Raw genomic sequence first — 19,846 nt, forward strand, 5'->3', positions numbered from 1 at the left:
CCCACCCACTTCGGCATCACGGCCCTTCGTAAGCTCGCTCCCGACATCATCGCCACTGACACTGTTCACAACGCGATTTCCGCCGGCGTCGGCCCTCTTCATCGAAAGCGGAAGGCCGGATCGTCCTGGAGCGCGACAGCTTTTTGTCGTGGCCAAACACAGCCTCCTTGAACCGATCCACGTCGAAGCGACCGGCATGGGACCAAGGAAAATAAATCATAGTGGGGGCGCTTTGAATGTGTTAGCAGGTAGGCACGATGAAAAATGTCCTTATGGTAAACCCACAATTGCCCTTGTCGTTTTGGAGCTTTCAAGAAACCCTCGCTATGACCGGAAAAAAGGCCCTTCTTCCCCCTTTGGGCCTGCTGACCGTGGCCGCCTTGCTGCCAAGGGACTGGAACATCCGGCTGGTCGACCTCAACGTGCGGCCGCTGGTCGAGGCGGACTGGGACGGGATCGAGCTGTTGCTCGTCACGGGCATGCTGGTGCAGCGCGAAAGCCTGCTGGCGCTGCTCACCGAGGCCAAGGCCCGCGGCGTCGCCACAGCGGCGGGCGGGGCCTATCCCACCACCTCGCCCCAGGAGGTTCTGGACGCCGGCTGCGACTTTCTCATCCAAGGCGAAGGGGAAAACACCATCCCGGAGATGGTCGCCGCCATTGCCGCCGGCCGCACCAGCGGTACGTTCGTGTGCGGGAAAAAACCCGACCTGGCCGCATCGCCCGTGCCCTGCTTCGACCTCATTGCCCCGGGAGATTACGAATCCATGTCCCTCCAGACCTCCCGGGGGTGTCCATTCGCCTGCGAGTTCTGCGACATCGTGAGCCTGTTTGGCCGAGCCCAGCGCCACAAGACGCCGGAGCAGGTCCTCGGCGAACTGGAAGCCATCCGCCAGCTCGGCTTTCGGGGAACGGTGTTCGTGGCCGACGACAACTTCATAGGCAACCGCCCCCGGGCTGTGGCCCTGCTTGAGCGCATCATCGAATGGCAGGCCCGGCATGACGAGCCATTCGATTTCATCACCCAGGCCTCGGTGAACCTGGGCCAGGACATCCCGCTGATCGACCTGCTCACCGCCGCCAATTTCTCCTATGTCTTCGTCGGCATCGAATCCCCGGACGAGGACGTCCTGACCGCCGCGCACAAAGTCCAGAACGTGCGCAATCCGCTGCTGGATTCCCTGCGGGCCATAAACGCCAACGGCCTCAGCGTGATCGGCAGTTTCATCCTCGGCATGGACGGCGAAAAGGCCGGAGCCGGAGAGCGCATGCGAGCCTTTGCCGAGACGGCGGATTTGCCGTGGGTCATGGTCAACGTCCTGCGCGCCCTTCCCCTCACCGCCTTGTGGGACAGGCTCAAGGCGGAAGGCCGGCTGCACGACAGCATCAAGGAAAGCGGCTGGGACGCCCTGACCAATTTCACCCCCCAGCGCCCCATCGAGACGATCTTCGCCGAACAGGCCGCGGCCCTAAGCGCCCTTTACGCACCGGGGGCCTACCTGGGGCGGGCGTTTCGGGCCACGCTTGCCATGCGCCCGACCCGGGCCTCCATGCCGGGGGCCACCCCCAAGGCGAAAGCCGATCCAGCCCTGGCCGTGCCCCCAAAAAACAACAGCCCGGACTTCATGCCTCTGGTGCGCCTGATCTGGCGGCAGGGGGTGATAGGGGAGGCGCGCTGGCAATTTTGGCGGCAACTGGCCATCGTCGCCCGGCATAATCCCAGCCGTCTGCGGCGCTATATTGTCCTTTGCGGCATGGGGGAGAATCTTTTTTCCTTCGAGCGCAATATCCGCGACCAGGCCGAGACGCGGCGGCGCGCCATGTCCTCTCCAAAAGCCGCCACGATTGAGTTACGCCCTGCGGGCGTGCCCCGGGCTCTGTGAGAAGCACCTTTCATCCTGCCTGGCCACGCCCCCCTTGCTGGGGCCATATCCTCCCGTCAGCCGGGCCTTTCTCGCAAGGATGGCCGTTGACCGTCTGCCGAGAAAACGGCGCTGTATCAGGCGCTAATGCGGGAGGCTGGGACATGCCTGGGAGGTCTCCGCCGGTTTTGGCGAATACCCCGGCAGGCCGAGAGTGAAGGATTCTTCCCTGTGGCGGGCAGGCATGTTGATCCAGCGTCAACTCGGTGGGCAGGCCGGGCACTGAGCGCAAATTTGCGCCGAAAGATCGGGCGGCCCTTCGCCGGGGGACAGTCCCCCACGGCCCGCTTCCCATCCCCTCGGGCCTGGGCTATTTTCACCTCAGTTCATACCCCATCATTTTCAAAGTGGGGAGAGAGTGGGGAGAAAAACATGAGGCAAAAAAAGGCCAGCTTTTCAGCTAACCCTTTGATTTCCATGGTGCCGAGGGACAGAATTGAACTTCCGACACGGGGATTTTCAGTCCCCGCCAAATAGCTTCACTCCGGTTCACACGAAGCCACGAACCCCTTGACTTGCCAAGCATTAAACCCAATTCTCTCTTCACTGGCCTTCACCTGTCCCGCCTGTGCTTCACATAAAATAGCGGGACCAGAGCGGGACCAGAAACCCGGGGACTCTGTAGGTCTTCCTGAGAACAAAGCGGGACCAGTCCCGCCGATGGGGGCGCAATATGGCTCGGCAATGGGTAAAAACATCCTTCGTCGGCGTCCGATTCCGCGAGCACGAAACCAGGAAACACGGCGTCCGCCCTGACCGCTACTTTTCTGTCCGGTACAAGCTGGACGGCAAGGACAAGGAAGAAGGTCTGGGCTGGTCAAGCCAAGGGTGGACCGCCCAAAAGGCAGCCGAGAAGCTGGCGAAGCTCAAGGAGGCGCAACGAACTGGCGAAGGCTGCGTTACCCTTGCCGAGAAGCGCAAGCAGGCCGAGGCCCGTCGCGAACAGGAGCGCCAGAAGGAGGAAGCCCGCGCCCGGGACAACATCACTTTCGCCGCCTACTTCGCCAACGACTACCTTCCTCTCGCCCGCGTCACCAAAAAGCCCGAATCCAACCGCAAGACCGAGGAGCACGTCAAGAACTGGCTCGGCCCCGTCGTCGGTCGCCTGCCGCTGAAAAACATTCGCCAGATGCACATGCAAAAGGTGCTGCTGGCCATGGCGGGTGCCGGCCGGTCGCCCCGTTCCATCCAGTATGTCTTCGCCACCTTCCGGGCCATCTGGAACCATGCCCGCAATAACGGCTTCGTCCAGGTGCAAAGCCCGACCAAAGGCGTGGCCCTGCCCAAGGTCAACAACGAACGTAAGCGCTATCTGACCCGGACCGAGGCGGATGCCCTGCTGGCGGAACTGGCCGAGCGCAGCCCGCAAACCCACGACATCGCCTTGCTGTCCCTGCATACCGGCATGCGCTTTTCCGAGGTCACGGGCCTGACCTGGGGATGCCTGGACCTGGACCGGGAGCGAATCGACATCCTCAACGCCAAGGGTGAGAAAGACCGCTCCCTTCCCATGACCGCCAGGGTGAAGGAGCTTTTCGCATCCATGAGGACTGGCGCGTCCAACGAACTGGTCTTCAAAAGCCGCGTGGGTGGGCAGATAGGCAAAATCTCCAAGTCCTTCGACCTTGCCGTGGAAAAGCTCGGCCTCAACAAGGACGTGGACGATCCCAAGCAGATTTTCAGCTTCCATTGCCTGCGCCACACCTGTGCAAGCTGGCTCATCGAAGCCGGCACGGACCTGTCCGTGGTGCAAAAGACCCTGGGGCACTCCACGCCCGTGGTCACGCAGCGCTACAGCCACGTTGCCGACGCCGCGATAGCCAACGCCTTCCGGGCCATGGAAGCCGACACGGCCAACGCCAAGCCCGGCCATGTGGTGCGCCTGGGAGGCGCGACGCAGTGACGCCGATTGTTGTTGCCCGTGACGTCCGCTTGTATGTGGCCGAAGATGGCCGTTGCCCGTACAAGGAATGGCTGGAGGCCCTGCGGGATATTCGCGCTCAAGCCCGGATCGGCCAGCGCCTCGACCGCTTGGCGACCGGGAACCCCGGCGACGTAAAACCGCTTGGTGAAGGATTGGGTCGGGTAGACGAGGGAAGTTTCCTTCCCCCGCCCCCCACAGATCCGGACGTGCCCCTTTAAGGCATCCGGCTCCTCTGTTCATGGTCTTGCTACACGATGGCAGATAGAATGCATTGCTACGGGAATTGGTAATGGATAAGTCTTCTTCATGAGGTTGAAGTTTTGCCAGCTCATGTTGTTTCTTTGCGATCGCCGGTTCAACCACTTCCACCACAGCTTCTGCACTCCATCACGGAAGGCGTTAAGCCTGCGGGAGTTACCGGTTATCCCATAGTATTGGCAATGACCTTTGATTTTGAGTATGAGAGTCCGGTACTGATCGGCGATATCACTATGCCGATTGAATCGACACCACTCCCCTACCGATTTCAAGGCCCTGGCAAGACGATCTTTTGCCGTCCTGCGCTTGACAACCCAATTTCCCTTGAGCGACTTGCCCCAGTAGTGGGTAAAACCCAACAGGTCGAAGCTGAACCCTTGGTGTCCAGTACCTCCTGATCCGCCACAAGGCGGCAGGAATCGCACCAAGCGAGTCTTCTCTGGGTGAACGGCGAGACCGAACCGACCAAGTCGCTTCGGCAGCACCTCCTCGACCTTCCGGGCATCCATCTCGTTGCTGAAGACCATGACAAAGTCATCAGCGTAGCGGATGAGGAACGCCTCACCTCGCATACGCGGTCTGACGACGTGCTCAAACCATTTGTCCAGGACTTCATGAAGGTAGATGTTCGCCAGAAGGGGCGAGATCACTCCTCCTTGTGGCGTGCCGGCGTCTGGATACACAAGCTGGCCTGCTTCGAGAACTCCAGCCTTAAGCCACTTATCAATGACCCGTCGTATCACACCATCGCGCACCCGCAGGTCAAGAAAGCTCCGAAGATGTCCATGATCCAACGTGTCGAAGAACTTGCGGATGTCCACTTCGTAGACGTACCCGCCACCTATGCCCATGATGCCACGCCACAGCGTCTCCAACGCCTGGTGACAGGACCGGCCGGGGTCACGTCCGTCAACGTGGTGTAAATTCTGGTGTGCTTGAGGTGGCCCTCGGTCAGGCTGCTCTTGGTGGAATTTGGGCTGGCTGCGCCTCGTTTGGTTGGGTGTTGAGTTCGGCCATGGCCTCGACCTGCATGTAGCGGCTTTGCAGCTGCCACTCGTCGTTTTGCTCCAGTAAGATGGCCCCGATGAGCCGGATGATGGACTGTTCGTTGGGGAAGATGCCGACTACGTCCGCCCGCCGCTTCACTTCTTTATTGAGCCTTTCCAGCGGATTGGTGCTGTGCAGCTTGACCCGATGCTGCGCCGGGAAGGTCATGTAGGCCAGCACGTCGTGCTCGGTTTCGTCCATGAAGCTGGCGAGCCGTGGCCATTTTCCACGAAGCTGATCGGCGACATGCCGCCAGGTCTGGCTGGCGTTGGCCGCATCCGGCTGTAAAAAGGCCTGGCGCAGGGCGGCCGAGACCATGGCGTGCTGGGACTTGGGAACCCGGGCCAAGGCGTTTCGCATCCAGTGGACCCGGCAGCGTTGCCACGTGGCCCCGAACGTCTTGGCCATGGCGGCCTTGAGGCCTTCATGGGCGTCGGAGACGACAAGCCTCACGCCGCCAAGTCCCCGACGAAGAAGGCTTTTGAGGAAAAAAGACCAGAACGGCTCGGCCTCGCTGGGGCCGATGTGCAGTCCCACGATTTCTCTGCGGCCTTCGGTGTTCGCCGCCACGGCGATTATGGCGGCGACGCTGACCACCCGGCCGCCTTCGCGCTGCTTGAGGTAGGTTGCGTCCAGCCACAAATAGGGCCATTCGCCGGTCAGCGGCCGAGAAAGAAAGGCATGGACCCGTTCATCAATGTCCTTGCACAGCTTGGACACCTGGGACTTGGAGATGCCGGAAAGGCCCATGGCCTGGACCAGATCATCCACGCGCCGCGTGGAGATGCCGCCGATCCAGGCTTCCTGGATGACGGCCACCAAGGCGCGTTCGCTGGTCTTGCGTGGCTCCAGGAAGGGCGGAAAGTAGCTGCCCTGGCGCAGCTTGGGGATGCGCAGTTGCAAGGAGCCGATGCGGGTATCAAGGCTGCGGTCACGGTAGCCGTTGCGGTAGCTGACTCGCTCGGGGCTTCGCTCGTGGCGGCTGGCCCCGATGAGGCCGTCCACATCGGCTTCCATGAGAAGCTGCAGGACGGCTTCCGCCAGGGAGCGGAGAAAATCGCCGCCGTCGGCCTTTTGCATCAGCTCGATTAATGCCATGCTGTCCTCGGCCATCGTGGTCTCCTTTGGTTGCAGGTGCGGCGTCGTAACTTCACCTTACAGCCAATTGACCCGATGGCCACCTCGCCCATTCCGTCCGGGCCGGAGGCTCTCCCCCGGCCTGGACGACTTCAGAATTTACACCACCTCCGTGGACGCTACCCCGGCCGGGACGGAAACCGTATGAGCAAGAGAGGAAATCTTGCTCGTAGACCGCTCCCAGAACCATGGTTACCGCGCGTTGCAGTACCTTGTCCTCGATGGTCGGGATGCCGATCGGACGGGCCGCCCCGTTTGTCTTGGGGATATACGCCCGCTTGACCGGAGGGGCCTTGTACGTTCCGCTCTTGAAACGATCCAAAAGCGACGTCAGGTTCCTATCCAGCTGTTCCTCGTACTCCGCTGCTGTCTGTTGATCCACGCCTGACGCCGCGTCCTTCCTGGTGAGGTGGAATGCTTCCTTCAGAAAGACGAGGTCGATATGGTGGGCCAACGTCGTGAACACCATTTCCGGCGCTTGCTTGGCCAGATCCGCTACCTTCTGCAGTTTCGTTGAGACGCTTTCCGGGCTCGATTTCCCATGCATCTTTCCCTCCAGAAGTTCCATGAACAGACGCCTCCTTCCCTCCTCTGGGTCCCCGGGTGGGTTCCCCTGATTCATCGGTACTATGAGGCGTTCCGACTCCCTGCCGTCCATCTCCTCAGACTTCGTTTCCTTCGCCTTCGGATACCGCTTGTCGTCTGGATTTTCGCTCCTGTTCCCGAGCAGACGAACCCGGGATAGGCCTGGAAGAAATTACCGGCTCTTCCCTTCCGTATTCTCAAGCGGAGACGACAGGGTCTCCCAGGTTCCTGGGAAACCCCCTGTCCGCATGCCTTGTTCTTCGACCCCGGCGGGACCTGAGAGCGATGCTGTCTTGCCCCCAGATGGTGCCTTCCGATATTCTGAAGTCGTCAGCTCCCGCGGGAACGCAATTTCGGGGCTCAATAGCAAGGCCTACAAACTCCCTGTGTACGCTTCACGTCCTGGATTGCTCCAGTCCGCGCAACACTCGGTTCCGGCTGTCAGCACACTTGGCCGGACGGGCTTGGGTACCCGTAGGGTTTCAAAGAAGGTTTCAGCATTCCTTACATCCTCCTTCTCCAGGCTTGGCCTGGCGCACCAGAACTCCGCATAGACGACGGCCCCGGCTATCGGGTCTATTCCGGCCAGCACGGGCAAAGGTTGGTCGTCCTGCTGTGTGGCGGGGACAAGACGACCCAATCGGTAGACATCAAGACCGCCCGGCGATATTGGGCGGATTGGAGGGACCGGCCATGAAGGACATTTCCTACGACGACCACATGACCGAATGGCTCCGCGACCCCGCCCATGCTGCCGAGTACCTGAGCGCAGCCCTTGAAGACGGCGATTGCCCGGCCCTGGCCCTGGCGATTGAGCGCGTGGTCAAAGCCCGGTCTTTGCAATCCGCCGATCTGCCGGCCGAGGGCCTGGAAGCCCTGTGCCGCCTCAAGCCCTTTCTCGACGGCCTGGGGATGCACTTGGCCGTGACCGTCAGATAGCCGCTTGCCAGCCCCATCCCCGGACAGAGGATTCCTCTACCGCCACAAATTGACTTTTCCCGTTTTCTGGCGGTAAATCTGGCCAGGGAGAACCGCAACCATGGCCCTTGTCCTCAATGGCATCCTCGAAGAAAGCCGAGAATACTACCGCAAGCTCAAGCGGGAAAGCGTCGGCCGCCTACTCATAAATCCGAGAGGCTCTTTATACAGAAAGGACGAAGGGGGAAGCTCCTTTATCTATCTGCGGCGACTTGAGAGCGGGACCAAGCGGCATATCTACATCGGCCGGGATGATTCTGAGCATGCCGCCATCACGATCCGTGGCGTTGCCTTGCACAGCAAGGCTGTAAATGCTCTCCGGGAAGCCAAAGCCGCCATGAAGGAACTTGGAATGCCAAGCCAGGTAATCAGGACCGAGGACTATTTCCCCATCGTTCAGGAGTTGTTCCAAACCCTGGCCGAGGCCGGCCTGTGGGATGAGGGCGTTACGCTTGTCGGCTCCTGGTGTTTCAAGGTCTACCAGAACTATTGCGGCGTGGAGTTCTTCCCGGAGCGGACCCTTGACGTGGATTTCGCCATTCGCCTCCCCTACCGTGGCAAGAAGGTCAACCTGGGCGATATGCTCAAAAGCCTGGGACTCGAAGAGGTCATCAATCACGCGGACGGAACGGTTTTCTACCGGAGCGGCGAACTATCCGTGGAATTCCTCAAGGACCGCGTGGGCGACGGCCGGGAGCGCGGCAGCGTGTACGAAGCCGACGTCGGCATAGCCCCTGTGGCCGTCCCCTACATGCGTATTCTCCTTTCCAACCCCATGGAGATCAAGGCCCGAGACCTCGGCCGGGTGGTGGTTCCATCCATGGCGGCCTTCTTTCTCCACAAGCTGCTGGTGGCCTCGGAGCGGCGCAAGGAAGACAAGCGCCTCAAGGACTACCGGCAGGTGGAGGCCGTGGCCAAGGCCATCCTGTCCGACCCCGCCATGGTCGAGGACGTGAAGCGCATCGCTGGCGGCCTGCACAAGAAGTGGGTGAAAAAGATGGTTGCCTCGGCCAGTAAAGCCGGCGTGGGCCTCGACGCTGCACTTGCTGTTCTGCGGCGGGCGGAAATCATCGACGTATAATACCGACATTTCCCCGGCTAGGCCGGATATTGCACAATTCTCGCCGTCCTTGAACTTGTCGAACTCGAACCAGCCGCGAACCGTCCCGCCGTCATGGCGTTTGGTCCTCAAGACGAAGACCGCCACCAGGGCAAGAACGCCCACGGCAAGGGCGATGCCTATGATCCATTCCATGGCGGGCAGGTAGCACGTGGGGGCCGGACTTGTAACATGTTCGTAACGAAGTCCGTGTAACTTCTACTAGGGTTAGACGTCTCAAAAGGTTTCCGTGTTGATCCACCGTGATGAACCGGCCAGAAAGATGCTTGAGGGAGAGATTCTCTGCCTCGACGATCTCAAGCCCTTCTCGGTTCGATGATCTTAGGACGTGGTCGATACTGCCATGGGAGCAAAAATGACCAGCGTTCTCGGCTACGACCGCTCCATGTGCCCGGGGTCGACCCAGGCAATCGCCGCTAGGCTACAGTCAGAAAGAGCTTGTCCTGATGGTCGGTCCCATTGTCCTCGATGTCCCCCGGGACCGGAAATTCGCGTTTGCCACGGCCATTGTCCCTTCTGCGCGGGCTGGTTATGGTGAAGGGAGAATTTGAGCTATGGTGCCTGACCCACAACCTGCTCGAGTTCTACAGGCCCGGACTCGCTGGCGTGTAGGGCACTGAAGCGGCGAGAGCGTTCGATCTGCAGGGTGAAAGACGATCGAATATCAACCAACGCCCGCCTCGGGCACCCGAGCGTTGTTCGTAGGTCTGGAGAGAAAGCTGGCTACAGGATCGTCGCTCCATAACGGTCAACATCCGTGGGACAGGCTCTTTAGAAACGGCAACTTTCTCGGGAGGTTCTATGCCCCGCTTGCGTTCATGCGCCCTCTCCCTCTTATGTATCCTAGCTTCGCTTATCATTCTGCCTTCCCCCGCTAGGCCCCAGGGCCGAGACGACATGCCCTTGTTCCTTCCGGCCATCTTGGCCGGACAGAAATCGGCCATGGTCTTTGTCACCGAGGGCGAGAGTTTTTCCCCAGTGCTCGTGGTCGAAGGCAATCCGACTATTCGTTGGCTATTCGCCGATGGCACGACCAGTTCTTCCCCCACCCCCTCGAAACAGTACGGCTCGGCTGCGAAACGGGAAAACCGCCTCGTCGTCGATCCCTGGAGCGCGGTGCGGCGTATTAACATCGGCTACGACGCCGGGGACGGCGGAGCCACGGACATCGAATTCGTTCCCGACCAACAGGTGTCCGAGGTCCGGGGCCTGCATCTGGTTGCCCCGACCCTGGCCCAGTGGTGCTCCTCCTACAACCGAATCGCTCACCTGGATTTTCGCAACTTCACGAACCTGGACACCATCGAATGCTATTGGTCCGGGAGCCTCACCCAGGTGGACTTGGCCAACACTCCGGCCTTGCGCCGGGCATGTTTCGAGGACTGCTCCCTCTCCTCCCTGGATCTTTCCGGAAGCCCCAACCTGGAAGACCTGCGAGGGGCCCTCAACGACTATCCGACCATCACCTTTGGCAGCACCGGCTCCCAGGTTTGGCACATCTGCGTGCGCGACAATCCACAGATCACGACCAGGGCTCTTTTCGAGGACACGTCGCCGTTTCCCCTGCTCGCGGAACTGTTCATCTGGAATGACAACCAAAACGGAACGCTGCGCATACCGGCAACCAACCCCGACAGAGCGGTCTCCATCCTGGCCGATGACAACGCCTACACCACCCTGGACTTACGCGGAGCCCTGCAAAACAGTACCTCTACAGCAATCGTGCAGTTGCGTCGCAACCGCCTGACCGACGTGTTCATCACCGGTTGCAGCCAGTTGACTGCGCTAGACGTGCAGGACAACCAACTCAGTTCCGCCGCCCTGGACGCTCTTCTCGCCGAATTGGACAACCTGGGACGCAATACGGACAACACCCCCGAAGACATCGCCCTCCTGGTCGACATACGGGGCAATGCCGATCCCGGCGAAACGGGCTATACGCACGCCGAGAACCTGTCGGCCAAGGGCTGGACCGTGACCGCTACAAGTTGGACGTTGGAGCCGGGATTGCCCAACAACGGCGCCCAGCGCGTCGACTTCTCAACAAATGGGACGAACACCACCATGCGCTGCGATTTTCGTGGTTCTGATACCGTGGCGGTGTGGCACTGGTCCGACGGCACAAGCACGCCGGCGGAGTCCGGGCAGACCGTGATAAAAGACGGCCTTGAAGAAGGTACGCACGCCCATTACCTAAGCATCTCCAACGGAGCGGCCTTGCTCCGTTTCGGTGCCGGCGAAGCAGGCGCGGGGGGACTTGTGTCCATGACGGGCTTCGCCAACACCCCGGCGTTGCGCATCCTCTATGCCTACCAGGAGTCCCAGTTGGTCAGCCTTGGTCGCACCAACGCCACTCGGCTGCGGAATACCATTTAAAAGAAACCGCCCTTTCCGCCCTGGCCCTGGACCAAATTTTTGCCGACGCCGCGGCCAGCCAAGTGACCAACGGGCACATTTGGAGCGACTCGTCAGGTACGGCTGCAAGCGAAACGGACCGGACGACACTTGTCCAGCGCGGCTGGACATTGGAATCGCCCTAAAGTGAGGTAGCCGACGTCACAGCCCTCCACGGCCCGCTTCCCATCCCTGTCGGCCTGGGCTATTTTCACCTCACTTCATTCCCCATAACGTTCAACAGCGGGACCAGGGCGGGACCAAATGGGCCAAAAGAAAAAAGGCCTACAGTCTTTCAACCGTAAGCCTTTGATTTCTATGGTGCCGAAAGACAGAATTGAACTGCCGACACGGGGATTTTCAGTCCGGCGAAAGACTCCCCGCAAGCATACCTCAACATACCTAATATAATCATAACAAACTGTTGAGATGAGAAACATCTCCCCTGCCCTACCTTGACCCCGTTTTTTTCCGGGACTATTCCGGGACCATGGCTACCCGATGGAACCGCACCAACTATCCCGGCATTCGATTTCGTGAACACCCCTCTCGCAAGCACAACGGGAAAGCCGATCGCTACTTCAGTATACGTTACTATATTAACTATAAAGATTGCGAGGAAGGCCTGGGTTGGGCATCCGATGGCTGGAACCCCGAAAAAGCACATAAGGTGCTCGCCAAAATCAAGGAAGGCGTGACAACCGGCACAGGGGCCCAGAGCTTGAGTGACCTTCGCGCCGAGGCCGATGCGCGTAAGGTCGCTGAAGCACACGAAGCGAAATTGATCAGCGTTCAAGCCATGACACTTTCCGCCTTTCTTACCGATTTCTACCTGCCCGAAGCCAAACGAACAAAGCGCACCTGGCTGGATGATAAAGGGCGCATTGAAAAACATATCCACTCCAAGCTGGGCTCCTTCCCCCTCTGCGCCATTACCAAGGAAGACATCAAAACCTTCCTGGATTTCTTGAGAAAAAGCGGTGCTTCGGAAGCCACCGCCCTCCATTACATGGCAATATTGCGGAGAGCCTTTAACTTGGCCCGCGCGACTATGATTGAGGGAATTCCATTGCTTACAGGACCAAGTCCATTCGATGGTATAGCCCTGCCTAAACCTAAAAATGCCAGGGAACGCTTTCTCAGTTATGCGGAGGCGGACAAACTTCTCGAAGCAGCCCAGGAATGTGGTCATGCCGATTTGCATACAGCCATCGTCATTGCGCTGAATACTGGGATGCGATTGGGTGAAATCCTTCGGCTGGAATGGATCGACGTCGATATGGCACACGGTATCATCACTGTCCGCGAAGAAGTCGATAGAAAGCCTGGGGGAAAAGTCTTCATCAATACCGAAGTCTGAGGTGGTCCGGGTAGGTTGGACAGGTTGGCGGCGCAGTTAAGCTATAGTCCGGTTGGTGCTCATGCCGCCTTGGAGGCCGAGTGGCCATCCCGGTATACGTCCATGGGGCGGCGACCGTCAAAAGCCGTATGCGGCCGCTGCTCGTTGTAGAAGCGGAACCAGTCTCCAAGCGCTTGGCGAGCCTGACTGCCGGTTTCGAATTCCCGCAGGTAGACGCATTCCCATTTCACCGAGCGCCACAGGCGTTCAATGAAGACGTTGTCCATCCACCGGCCTTTGCCATCCATGGAGATGGCGACGCCGGCATCCTTGAGCGCCTGGGTGAAGTCCTGGCCAGTGAACTGCGAGCCTTGGTCCGTGTTGAAGATCTCCGGTACCCCGTAACGATTCATGGCCTCTTCCAAGGCGGCAACGCAGAAATCGGCATCCAGGGTGTTGGATAGCCGCCAGGACAGCATCGCCCGGCTGTGCCAGTCCATGACCGCCACCAGATACAGAAAGCCCCGCTTCATGCGGACATACGTGATGTCGGCGCACCACACCTGATCCGGCCGTTTGATCGCAAGATCTCGCAGCAGATACGGATAGATCTTGTGCCCGGGATGTGGCTGGCTGGTCTTGGGCTTCTGGTAGATCGCCATCAGTCCCATTTTGCGCATCAACCGCCGCACGCGGCCACGTCCGATCTCGATGCCCTGATGCCGCAAGTGCCGTCGCATCTGGCGCGAACCGTAAAACGGCGTCTCTAGAAACTGCTCGTCGATGCGCCGCATCAGGTCCAGATTCATGGCCGACTCGCCTTTAGGGCGATGGTACCAAGTCGACCTGGCCAGTCCGAGGATGTTGCACTGCCGGCAAATACTGAGTCGGGGATGCTCGCGTTCGACCATCCCACGCCTTCGCCCGCGACTCACCGTTTGGCGAAGGCTCGCTCTAAAAAATCCTTTTCCACGGTCAATTGGCCGATCTTGGCGTGGAGTTCCCGGATTTCGGCGGCGGCATCCTTCTGCACGGTCGCAGCCCTCCCCGAAAAGGCAGCAACCATACCTTCCTTGGCCTGACGCTTCCAACCCGCAATCTGCGTCGGATGCACGTCGTACTTGCTGGCCAACTCGGCCAAGGTCAACTCGCCGGACAGGGCCTCGAGCGCCACTTTGGCCTTAAACTCCGCTGAAAACTTGCGTCGATGGGACATCGAAAACCGTCCTCCTCGTTTGAGGACTATAGCTTAGCAGACTGTCCAATTTTCCGCGACCAGCTCAATCGGTCCTGGCCCAGGACGGAAAGGACAAGATCACCTTGTATGCGGCGCGAAAGACCATGGACGCGCCCCTGGAACGCCAACTGCCGGGAAACGGCGAGGGCGGCGTTGATACGCCTGGGCCGCTGCCGCCCATGCCGGATTACATCAGCGACAAGCCGGTCAAGCTCACGGCCAAGGAACGCAAGGCCCTGGAGTTGGCCCAGGATTGGGCGGCCAAATCCGTAACGCCAAGTCGCGACGGCAACGGCCGGGTGCTCTACGTGCACGGCGCGAGCCTGCCCACGGTCATCGCCTCGCCGTTTCAAGTCTGCGACGTGGAATTGCAGCCCGGCGAGACCCTCAACGAAGTCGTGGTCGGCGACTCGGCCCGCTGGCTCGTGGACGTGAGCAAGTCCGGTTCGGGTGAAAGCGAAACCGTGCACCTGCTCATCAAGCCGGTGGATGCGGGGCTGGAAACCTCCGCCGTGGTCACCACCAATCGCCGGGTCTATCACCTGCGGCTGGTTTCGGAGCGTTCCGGCCATACTCCGTATGTCGGTTTCACCTACCAGGAAGACCATGTGCGCCATTTCAAGGAGCAGGCAGACAAGGACGCCAAGGAAAAGCTTTGGCGCACGGCTTCGGTGGGTGGCCGGGACATGGATTTGAGCAGGCTGAACTTCGGCTACGCCCTCAAGGGCCGTGCCTCCTGGAGGCCCACCCAGGTCTACGATGACGGCAAGCAAACCTTTATCCGCCTTCCAGAGTCCACGGTTACCGGGGAAATGCCGATCCTGCTCGTGCGCAAAGCCTCGGGCAACGTGCTGGTCAACTACCGGTTGAAGGAGCGGACCATGGTCATGGACGGTCTCTTCGACCGGGTCCTGCTCATTGTCGGCGTGGGCAGCGATCAGGAGAAAATCGAAATCACACGGGAGAAAAGCTGATGCGCTTCTACATCATATCTCTCTGGTTGGGCCTTTTGCTGGCTGGTTGCGCGCCCCGGCATGTCGGGTCGTTTAGCGCCGAGGGGATCACACCGAAGCAGGAAACGGTCATTGCCGAGGACGCGGCGGGCAAGCTCGCGGACGAGTATCCCCCGGGCCGGACCGCCTTGCACCTGGAGCCCTCCAAGAGCGGGCATTTCAACGCCGCTCTGGAAGGTCGGTTGCGGGAACGCGGCTTCCGCCTGGAAGCGGCCGGCGGCTCAGGCGTCCTGACCGTGGCCTACACCCTCGACGCCATAAAAGACGAGCCCGGCGTCTGGTACCTCCACGTCAAAGCCTCCGACGGTTTTTCCGTCTCCAGGGTCTACTCCCTTGGTCCTGAAACCAAGCCCGACGGCGGCATGGTGCAGACCGTTTCGCCTGAGAAGGGGGAAGCATCGGAATCCGGGAATCCCCCAGAGGGCAAGGCGCTCCCGCAATAGACTCCCACGAGGCTCGGAAATACCATGTCCGACAACAGTCCCAACGAATTCACGCCGCCGGGAGCCTCCGGTCTGGCCGTGGCCAGGATGAGCAAGAAACCGCTCATCCTGGTCCTCCTTGTCGGCCTCATCCTGGCGGCGGTTCTGATCTATTCGGTCAACTTCTCCGAACGCCGCAAAAAGGACGATGCGAGGCTGACGGCGGATGCGGCCGCCGACAAGCCGTTGCTGCCTGTGGACGCCGGCCCGGGACTAGCCACGACACCTTCCAAGGAAAAAAGCCCGGCGATTCTTGAGCCCCAAAAGCCGATTGTCGTTGTCGCTCCGAAGAAAAACGACCAAGCCGAAGCCTGGCGAAGGGAACAGGAGCAGCTTCGCCGCTACAAGCTGCAAGCCCAGCTCAGTGCGCTGTCTTCTCCGCTGAGTGCCAAGAAAGGGGAACAGACACGGCAGACGGCACAAGCAAATGCAGGAACGAACGCCCCGGAGGCTCGGCAACCGGAATCAGGGGATGCGCCCAAGGGTTTGGCGGCAAGCCTCGCCGGACTCGCTCCCGGCGACTACAATCCGGCGGCCGACAAGGACAAGGAGGCGTTTTTCTCTCGCGCCAGGCAGCAAGGGGGAGCGGACAAGGAATGGACGCTCCCCGGTACGCGCACGCCCGGCCAGCCCTTTGAAGTGAAAACCGGCACGGTCATCCCCGGCGTCATGATCACAGGCATCAATTCCGATTTGCCAGGCTCGATCATCGCCCAGGTCAGCCAGAACGTCTTCGACACGGCCACGGGCCGTTATCTCATCATCCCCCAGGGCGCGAAGCTTTTTGGGGTCTACGACTCCCGGGTCATCTACGGCCAGTCGCGGGTGCTCGTGGCCTGGAACCGGATCATCTTCCCGGACGGTTCGGCGATCACCCTGGGAGCCATGCCCGGCGCGGACATGAGCGGGTATGCAGGGTTCAACGACGAGGTGAACAACCACTATCTCCGTGTGTTCGGCTCCGCCGTGCTCATGTCGCTCATCTCCGGTAGCAACGCCTTCGCCATGGACTCCCTCAACGTGAAGGGCAACACCTCAAGTGGCGTGCCCTCGATGCAGGACGAGATGGCCTCGGCCCTGGCCAGCCAGCTCGGCCAGACCACCACCAAGCTTCTGGAGAAAAATCTCAACATCAAGCCGACGCTCGAAATCCGACCCGGCTATCAGTTCAACATCATCGTGACCAAGGACATGGTCATGAAGGCCCCGTATGTGCCGCTTCGGTAAGCCGTCGACTTATTTACGCGTGGTTGGTCGCCACGGCCCGGTCAAGCGCCTCCGCCACCCAATGGTTGAGGCTCTTGCCATCGGCGTTCGCCTTCTGGGCGATGCGCTGGTGCAGTTCCGGGGCGATTCGGACGTTGAAGCGTCCGGAATACGGCTTTTCGGGCTTCCTGCCCTTGAGCGCACAGAATTCCAGGTAATCTTCGACGGAATCCGCCAAGGCCTGTTTGAGATCGTCGATGGACCGCCCCTGAAAAGTGATGACGTCGGCCAGGTTCATCACCTCGCCGTGAAAAATATCCGCGTCGGGGTCGTACTCGAACCGGCCCTGATAGCCCTCGTAGGTCAAAACGTTCATGGCTTGACTCCCGCGTTTTCAAGGAAACGCCGCATCGACTTCACCGCGCCTTTGTCCGTCGTGGGCTGTGGGTGCGGTCGATGGAACACCGAAAACCGGCCGTTAAGATCCACACGCACTCGCGATCCTCGGCCTTCGAGGATTTCCGCACCCAGAGCCCGCAGCAAGGATTCGATGTCTTCCCAGGGAATGGACGGGCTGACCGGGTCCGCGAAGATCGCCGCCAGGGTTTTGCGGTGTTTGTTGTTCACGACAAAATGGTACTACTTCCTAGTGACAAGTCAAGGCAGGCGCTCCAAAGAACGACCTGCCATTAGGGGAACACGAGGTGCCTGCTGACCGCCCCTACGGCCTCGGGAAGGCCAGACGCCAGCGCCGTTCTCGCTGGCCGTATCTCGTTTTCGTGGCCGTCCTGGCCGTGCTCGCCATGTCCGTCGCCACCCAGCGCGTGGCCTCCCTGTATGGTTTCCAGCCCGCTCTCGGGATTCCTCTGGCCAAGACCTTCGGGATTTCTTGGTATGCCCCCTGGAAGATCTTCGACTGGCAGAAGCGGATTGCGGATCGGCAGGGCCAGGTCCAGAAGTCGTTGGTCATCGCCCAGGCCATCTTCATCCTGCCCCAGCTCCTGGTTCTCGGGTTGTGGCTTGGCCGGATGCGCTTAAGCGATGGCCGCGACGACCTGCACGGTTCGGCCCGCTGGGCCGATGAGGCCGATATCCGGGCCATGGGACTCCTCGGCGGCCAGGGCGTCTATGTCGGCGGTTGGATCAAGACCTTTCGTGGTCTCCCCGCTCTGGGGCGTTCCCTTGGCGGGAAGCCGGCATCTGTGCAGCGCTACCTGCGCCATAGCGGACCGGAGCACATCCTGTGTTTCGCGCCGACCAGGTCCGGCAAGGGCGTGGGCCTCATCCTGCCCACGCTGCTTTCCTGGCAGGATTCCGCCGTGATCTTCGACATCAAGGGAGAGAACTGGAGCCTGACCGCCGGGTACCGGAGGTCCATCGGGCATACGGTGCTCAAGTTCGATCCCTCCGACGCCACGGGTGCTTCGGCCTGCTTCAATCCCCTGGAAGAAATCCGTCTGGAAACCATCCACGCCATACCCGATGCCCAAAATCTCGTCGGCATGATCCTGGACCCGCAAGGCAAGGGGCTGGCCGACTATTGGAACAAAGCTGCCTTCGCCTTTCTCGGCGGAACGCTGCTGCACTGCATGGTCATGGTCAGGCACAAGGAGCAGCGCACGGCAACGCTTTTTGACCTCTCCCGCACGCTGGCCGACGCCCACCGAGGCGTCCGGGAGATGTTCCAGGAGATGCTGGACACGGATCATGCCGCCTTGCTGGATAAGGTCTTCCCCGAGGGACACCAGGGCCAGGACCTGCACGCCTTCATCGCCTCGGCCGCCCGGGAGATTTTAAACAAGGCCGACAACGAGCTCTCCGGCGTGGTCTCCACGGCCGTGGCCAACCTGGCGCTGTACCGCGACCCGGTGGTGGCTCGGAACATCGGCCGCTCGGATTTCCGGCTGGCCGATCTCATGCACCATGACAAACCCGTCAGTCTCTATCTTGTCATCAGCCCGGCGGACATTGATCGCCTGCGCCCGCTCATTCGCATCGTCGTGAACCTGCTTTTAAGTCGCTCCACGGCCCGCATGGAATTCGGCGGGAAGTCCGAGGGCGCGGCTCCGAAGCATCGGCTCTTGTTGCTCCTGGATGAATTCACCGCCCTGGGCCGCCTCGACAGCATCGAACGGGCCATCGCCTACATGGCCGGCTACGGCATCAAAGGCTATTTTATCGTCCAGGATATCGTGCAGTTAAGTGCCGTGTACGGCAAGGACAACGGGCTTATGGCCAACTGCCACATCCGCGTGGCCTACGCCCCCAACACCATTGAGACCGCCCAGGTGCTTTCGGCCATGACCGGCAAAACCACGGTGGTGGAGAAGAAGACCTCGCTTTCAGGCTCCCGTAGCGGCTCGCTCAAAAACGCCTCAGTGAGCGTCTCGGAAACCGCCCGGCCGCTTTTGACCGAAGACGAGTGCATGCGCCTGCCCGGTCCCCAGAAAGATGCCACGGGCAAGGTCGTCGCCCCGGGCGACATGCTGGTTTTCTGCGCCGGCCGTCCGCCCATCTACGGCCGCCAGATTCTGTATTTTCTGGACCCGGTCTTCTCGCGCCGGGCGCGCATCGAAGCGCCCCTGGTCTCGGACTCCCTTTACCGCGAAATCACCATCCATACGGTTGTCGAGCCCGAGCACGCCCCCACAGCAGATCAGTCGGACAAGAGCAAGGGGTATGAAAGTTATCTTGAGCGCGTGTAGCCTCACACTGGCAGCCTTGGGCCTCTTTTGGGTCTTCGGCCTGCGGATCAACGCCACGGCTTCTATGCCCCGAGGCGTCTACCTCCTTGCTCCTGGCGCTCCGGAGCGCGGCGATCTGGTCAGCGTCTGTCTGGAGGATGGGGCTTTCGCCACCCTGGCCCTGAAGCGGAACTATCTGCGACCCGGTTCCTGCCCCAATGGCCTGGAGCCCCTGCTCAAGCGCGCCGCCGGCATGCCGGGGGACCATATCGAGGCTGACCAGGATGGCATCGCCATCAATGGCCGGTTGTGGCCCCAAAGCCGGGCATTGTCGCGGGACAGCCTTGGCCGCCCCATGCCCGAGGCCGAAAACTTCGGATCGCGGACGATCCCGGAGGGCCTGGCGCTGGTGCTCTCCGACCGGCATCCCGGCGGCTTTGACAGTCGCTACTTCGGGCTGGTCCCCATGGCCAGCCTGCGAAAGGTCGAGCCCGTCTTCCTTATTGTCCCCAAAGGAGAATGA

At 60.6% G+C, this 19,846-nt stretch carries 17 protein-coding genes and 1 pseudogene; 12 read left to right on the plus strand and 6 right to left on the minus strand.

Annotated features, from left to right (window positions below):
- Positions 1–326 precede the first annotated feature (326 nt).
- Both ACP59X_RS18880 and ACP59X_RS18885 read left to right on the plus strand, forming a co-directional pair.
- The gene (locus ACP59X_RS18880; protein WP_428561415.1) at positions 327–1,880 is read left to right on the plus strand and encodes a B12-binding domain-containing radical SAM protein; all 1,554 of its coding nucleotides are present in this window, start codon (positions 327–329) and stop codon (positions 1,878–1,880) included.
- A gap of 712 nt (positions 1,881–2,592) precedes the next feature.
- A complete protein-coding gene (locus tag ACP59X_RS18885; RefSeq protein WP_428561417.1) occupies positions 2,593–3,822 on the plus strand; it encodes a tyrosine-type recombinase/integrase in 1,230 nt (409 codons plus the stop codon).
- A gap of 257 nt (positions 3,823–4,079) precedes the next feature.
- On the opposite strand, the pseudogene ACP59X_RS18890 reads toward ACP59X_RS18885, so the two are convergent.
- The 3 genes and pseudogenes from ACP59X_RS18890 to ACP59X_RS18900 form a co-directional block, all read right to left on the minus strand.
- Positions 4,080–4,994: pseudogene (locus tag ACP59X_RS18890) on the minus strand (reverse transcriptase domain-containing protein); the annotation flags it as partial.
- Positions 4,995–5,052: 58 nt separating this feature from the next.
- Entirely contained in the window at positions 5,053–6,261 is a 1,209-nt protein-coding gene (locus ACP59X_RS18895; protein ID WP_428558936.1) for an IS256 family transposase, read from the minus strand.
- Positions 6,262–6,298: 37 nt separating this feature from the next.
- Positions 6,299–6,853 (minus strand): hypothetical protein, encoded by a 555-nt coding sequence (locus ACP59X_RS18900; protein ID WP_428561419.1) that lies wholly within the window; start codon positions 6,851–6,853, stop codon positions 6,299–6,301.
- A gap of 525 nt (positions 6,854–7,378) precedes the next feature.
- Between ACP59X_RS18900 and ACP59X_RS18905 the strand changes: the two genes are divergently transcribed.
- The 5 genes from ACP59X_RS18905 (at position 7,379) to ACP59X_RS18925 (ending at position 12,722) form a co-directional block, all read left to right on the plus strand.
- A complete protein-coding gene (locus ACP59X_RS18905) occupies positions 7,379–7,567 on the plus strand; it encodes a type II toxin-antitoxin system RelE/ParE family toxin (protein ID WP_428569966.1) in 189 nt (62 codons plus the stop codon).
- Complete coding sequence (locus ACP59X_RS18910; RefSeq protein ID WP_428561421.1) at positions 7,564–7,809, plus strand: helix-turn-helix domain-containing transcriptional regulator; 246 nt, start codon at positions 7,564–7,566, stop codon at positions 7,807–7,809. The genes ACP59X_RS18905 and ACP59X_RS18910 overlap by 4 nt, the downstream gene beginning before the upstream one ends.
- 100 nt (positions 7,810–7,909) lie before the next feature.
- Complete coding sequence (locus ACP59X_RS18915) at positions 7,910–8,929, plus strand: GSU2403 family nucleotidyltransferase fold protein (protein WP_428561424.1); 1,020 nt, start codon at positions 7,910–7,912, stop codon at positions 8,927–8,929.
- A 936-nt stretch (positions 8,930–9,865) separates the two neighbouring features.
- Positions 9,866–11,344, plus strand: a complete 1,479-nt coding sequence (locus ACP59X_RS18920) for a hypothetical protein (protein ID WP_428561426.1) — start codon at positions 9,866–9,868, stop codon at positions 11,342–11,344.
- A 508-nt stretch (positions 11,345–11,852) separates the two neighbouring features.
- Positions 11,853–12,722: a tyrosine-type recombinase/integrase gene (locus ACP59X_RS18925; protein ID WP_428561428.1), complete on the plus strand. Its 870-nt coding sequence runs from the start codon at positions 11,853–11,855 to the stop codon at positions 12,720–12,722.
- 59 nt (positions 12,723–12,781) lie between these two features.
- Here ACP59X_RS18925 and ACP59X_RS18930 read toward each other — a convergent pair.
- A protein-coding gene (locus tag ACP59X_RS18930; protein ID WP_428561431.1) for an IS3 family transposase occupies positions 12,782–13,917 on the minus strand; the annotation gives its coding sequence in 2 pieces (ribosomal slippage) (positions 12,782–13,639 and positions 13,642–13,917; 1,134 coding nt in all).
- 104 nt (positions 13,918–14,021) lie between these two features.
- On the opposite strand from ACP59X_RS18930, the gene trbG reads away from it, so the two are divergent.
- The 3 genes from trbG to ACP59X_RS18945 are packed head-to-tail and all read left to right on the plus strand — an operon-like array spanning position 14,022 to position 16,660.
- Positions 14,022–14,912, plus strand: a complete 891-nt coding sequence (trbG, locus tag ACP59X_RS18935) for a P-type conjugative transfer protein TrbG (RefSeq protein WP_428561434.1) — start codon at positions 14,022–14,024, stop codon at positions 14,910–14,912.
- Positions 14,912–15,394: a hypothetical protein gene (locus tag ACP59X_RS18940; protein ID WP_428561437.1), complete on the plus strand. Its 483-nt coding sequence runs from the start codon at positions 14,912–14,914 to the stop codon at positions 15,392–15,394. The genes trbG and ACP59X_RS18940 overlap by 1 nt, the downstream gene beginning before the upstream one ends.
- 24 nt (positions 15,395–15,418) lie before the next feature.
- Complete coding sequence (locus ACP59X_RS18945) at positions 15,419–16,660, plus strand: TrbI/VirB10 family protein (protein ID WP_428561439.1); 1,242 nt, start codon at positions 15,419–15,421, stop codon at positions 16,658–16,660.
- A gap of 13 nt (positions 16,661–16,673) precedes the next feature.
- On the opposite strand, the gene ACP59X_RS18950 is transcribed toward ACP59X_RS18945, so the two are convergent.
- Positions 16,674–17,015 carry a type II toxin-antitoxin system HicB family antitoxin gene (locus tag ACP59X_RS18950; protein ID WP_428561441.1) on the minus strand — a complete coding sequence of 114 codons (342 nt, stop codon included), beginning with the start codon at positions 17,013–17,015 and terminating at the stop codon, positions 16,674–16,676.
- Positions 17,012–17,266, minus strand: coding sequence for a type II toxin-antitoxin system HicA family toxin (locus ACP59X_RS18955; protein WP_428561443.1), 255 nt, complete (start codon positions 17,264–17,266; stop codon positions 17,012–17,014). Before ACP59X_RS18955 ends, ACP59X_RS18950 begins: the two co-directional genes overlap by 4 nt.
- Positions 17,267–17,343: 77 nt before the next feature.
- Between ACP59X_RS18955 and ACP59X_RS18960 the strand changes: the two genes are divergently transcribed.
- Both ACP59X_RS18960 and traF read left to right on the plus strand, forming a co-directional pair.
- A complete protein-coding gene (locus ACP59X_RS18960; protein WP_428561445.1) occupies positions 17,344–19,344 on the plus strand; it encodes a type IV secretory system conjugative DNA transfer family protein in 2,001 nt (666 codons plus the stop codon).
- Complete coding sequence (gene traF / locus ACP59X_RS18965) at positions 19,319–19,846, plus strand: conjugative transfer signal peptidase TraF (RefSeq protein WP_428561448.1); 528 nt, start codon at positions 19,319–19,321, stop codon at positions 19,844–19,846. The genes ACP59X_RS18960 and traF overlap by 26 nt, the downstream gene beginning before the upstream one ends.

The organism is Solidesulfovibrio sp. DCME, from assembly GCF_049995385.1.
Lineage (GTDB): Bacteria > Desulfobacterota > Desulfovibrionia > Desulfovibrionales > Desulfovibrionaceae > Solidesulfovibrio.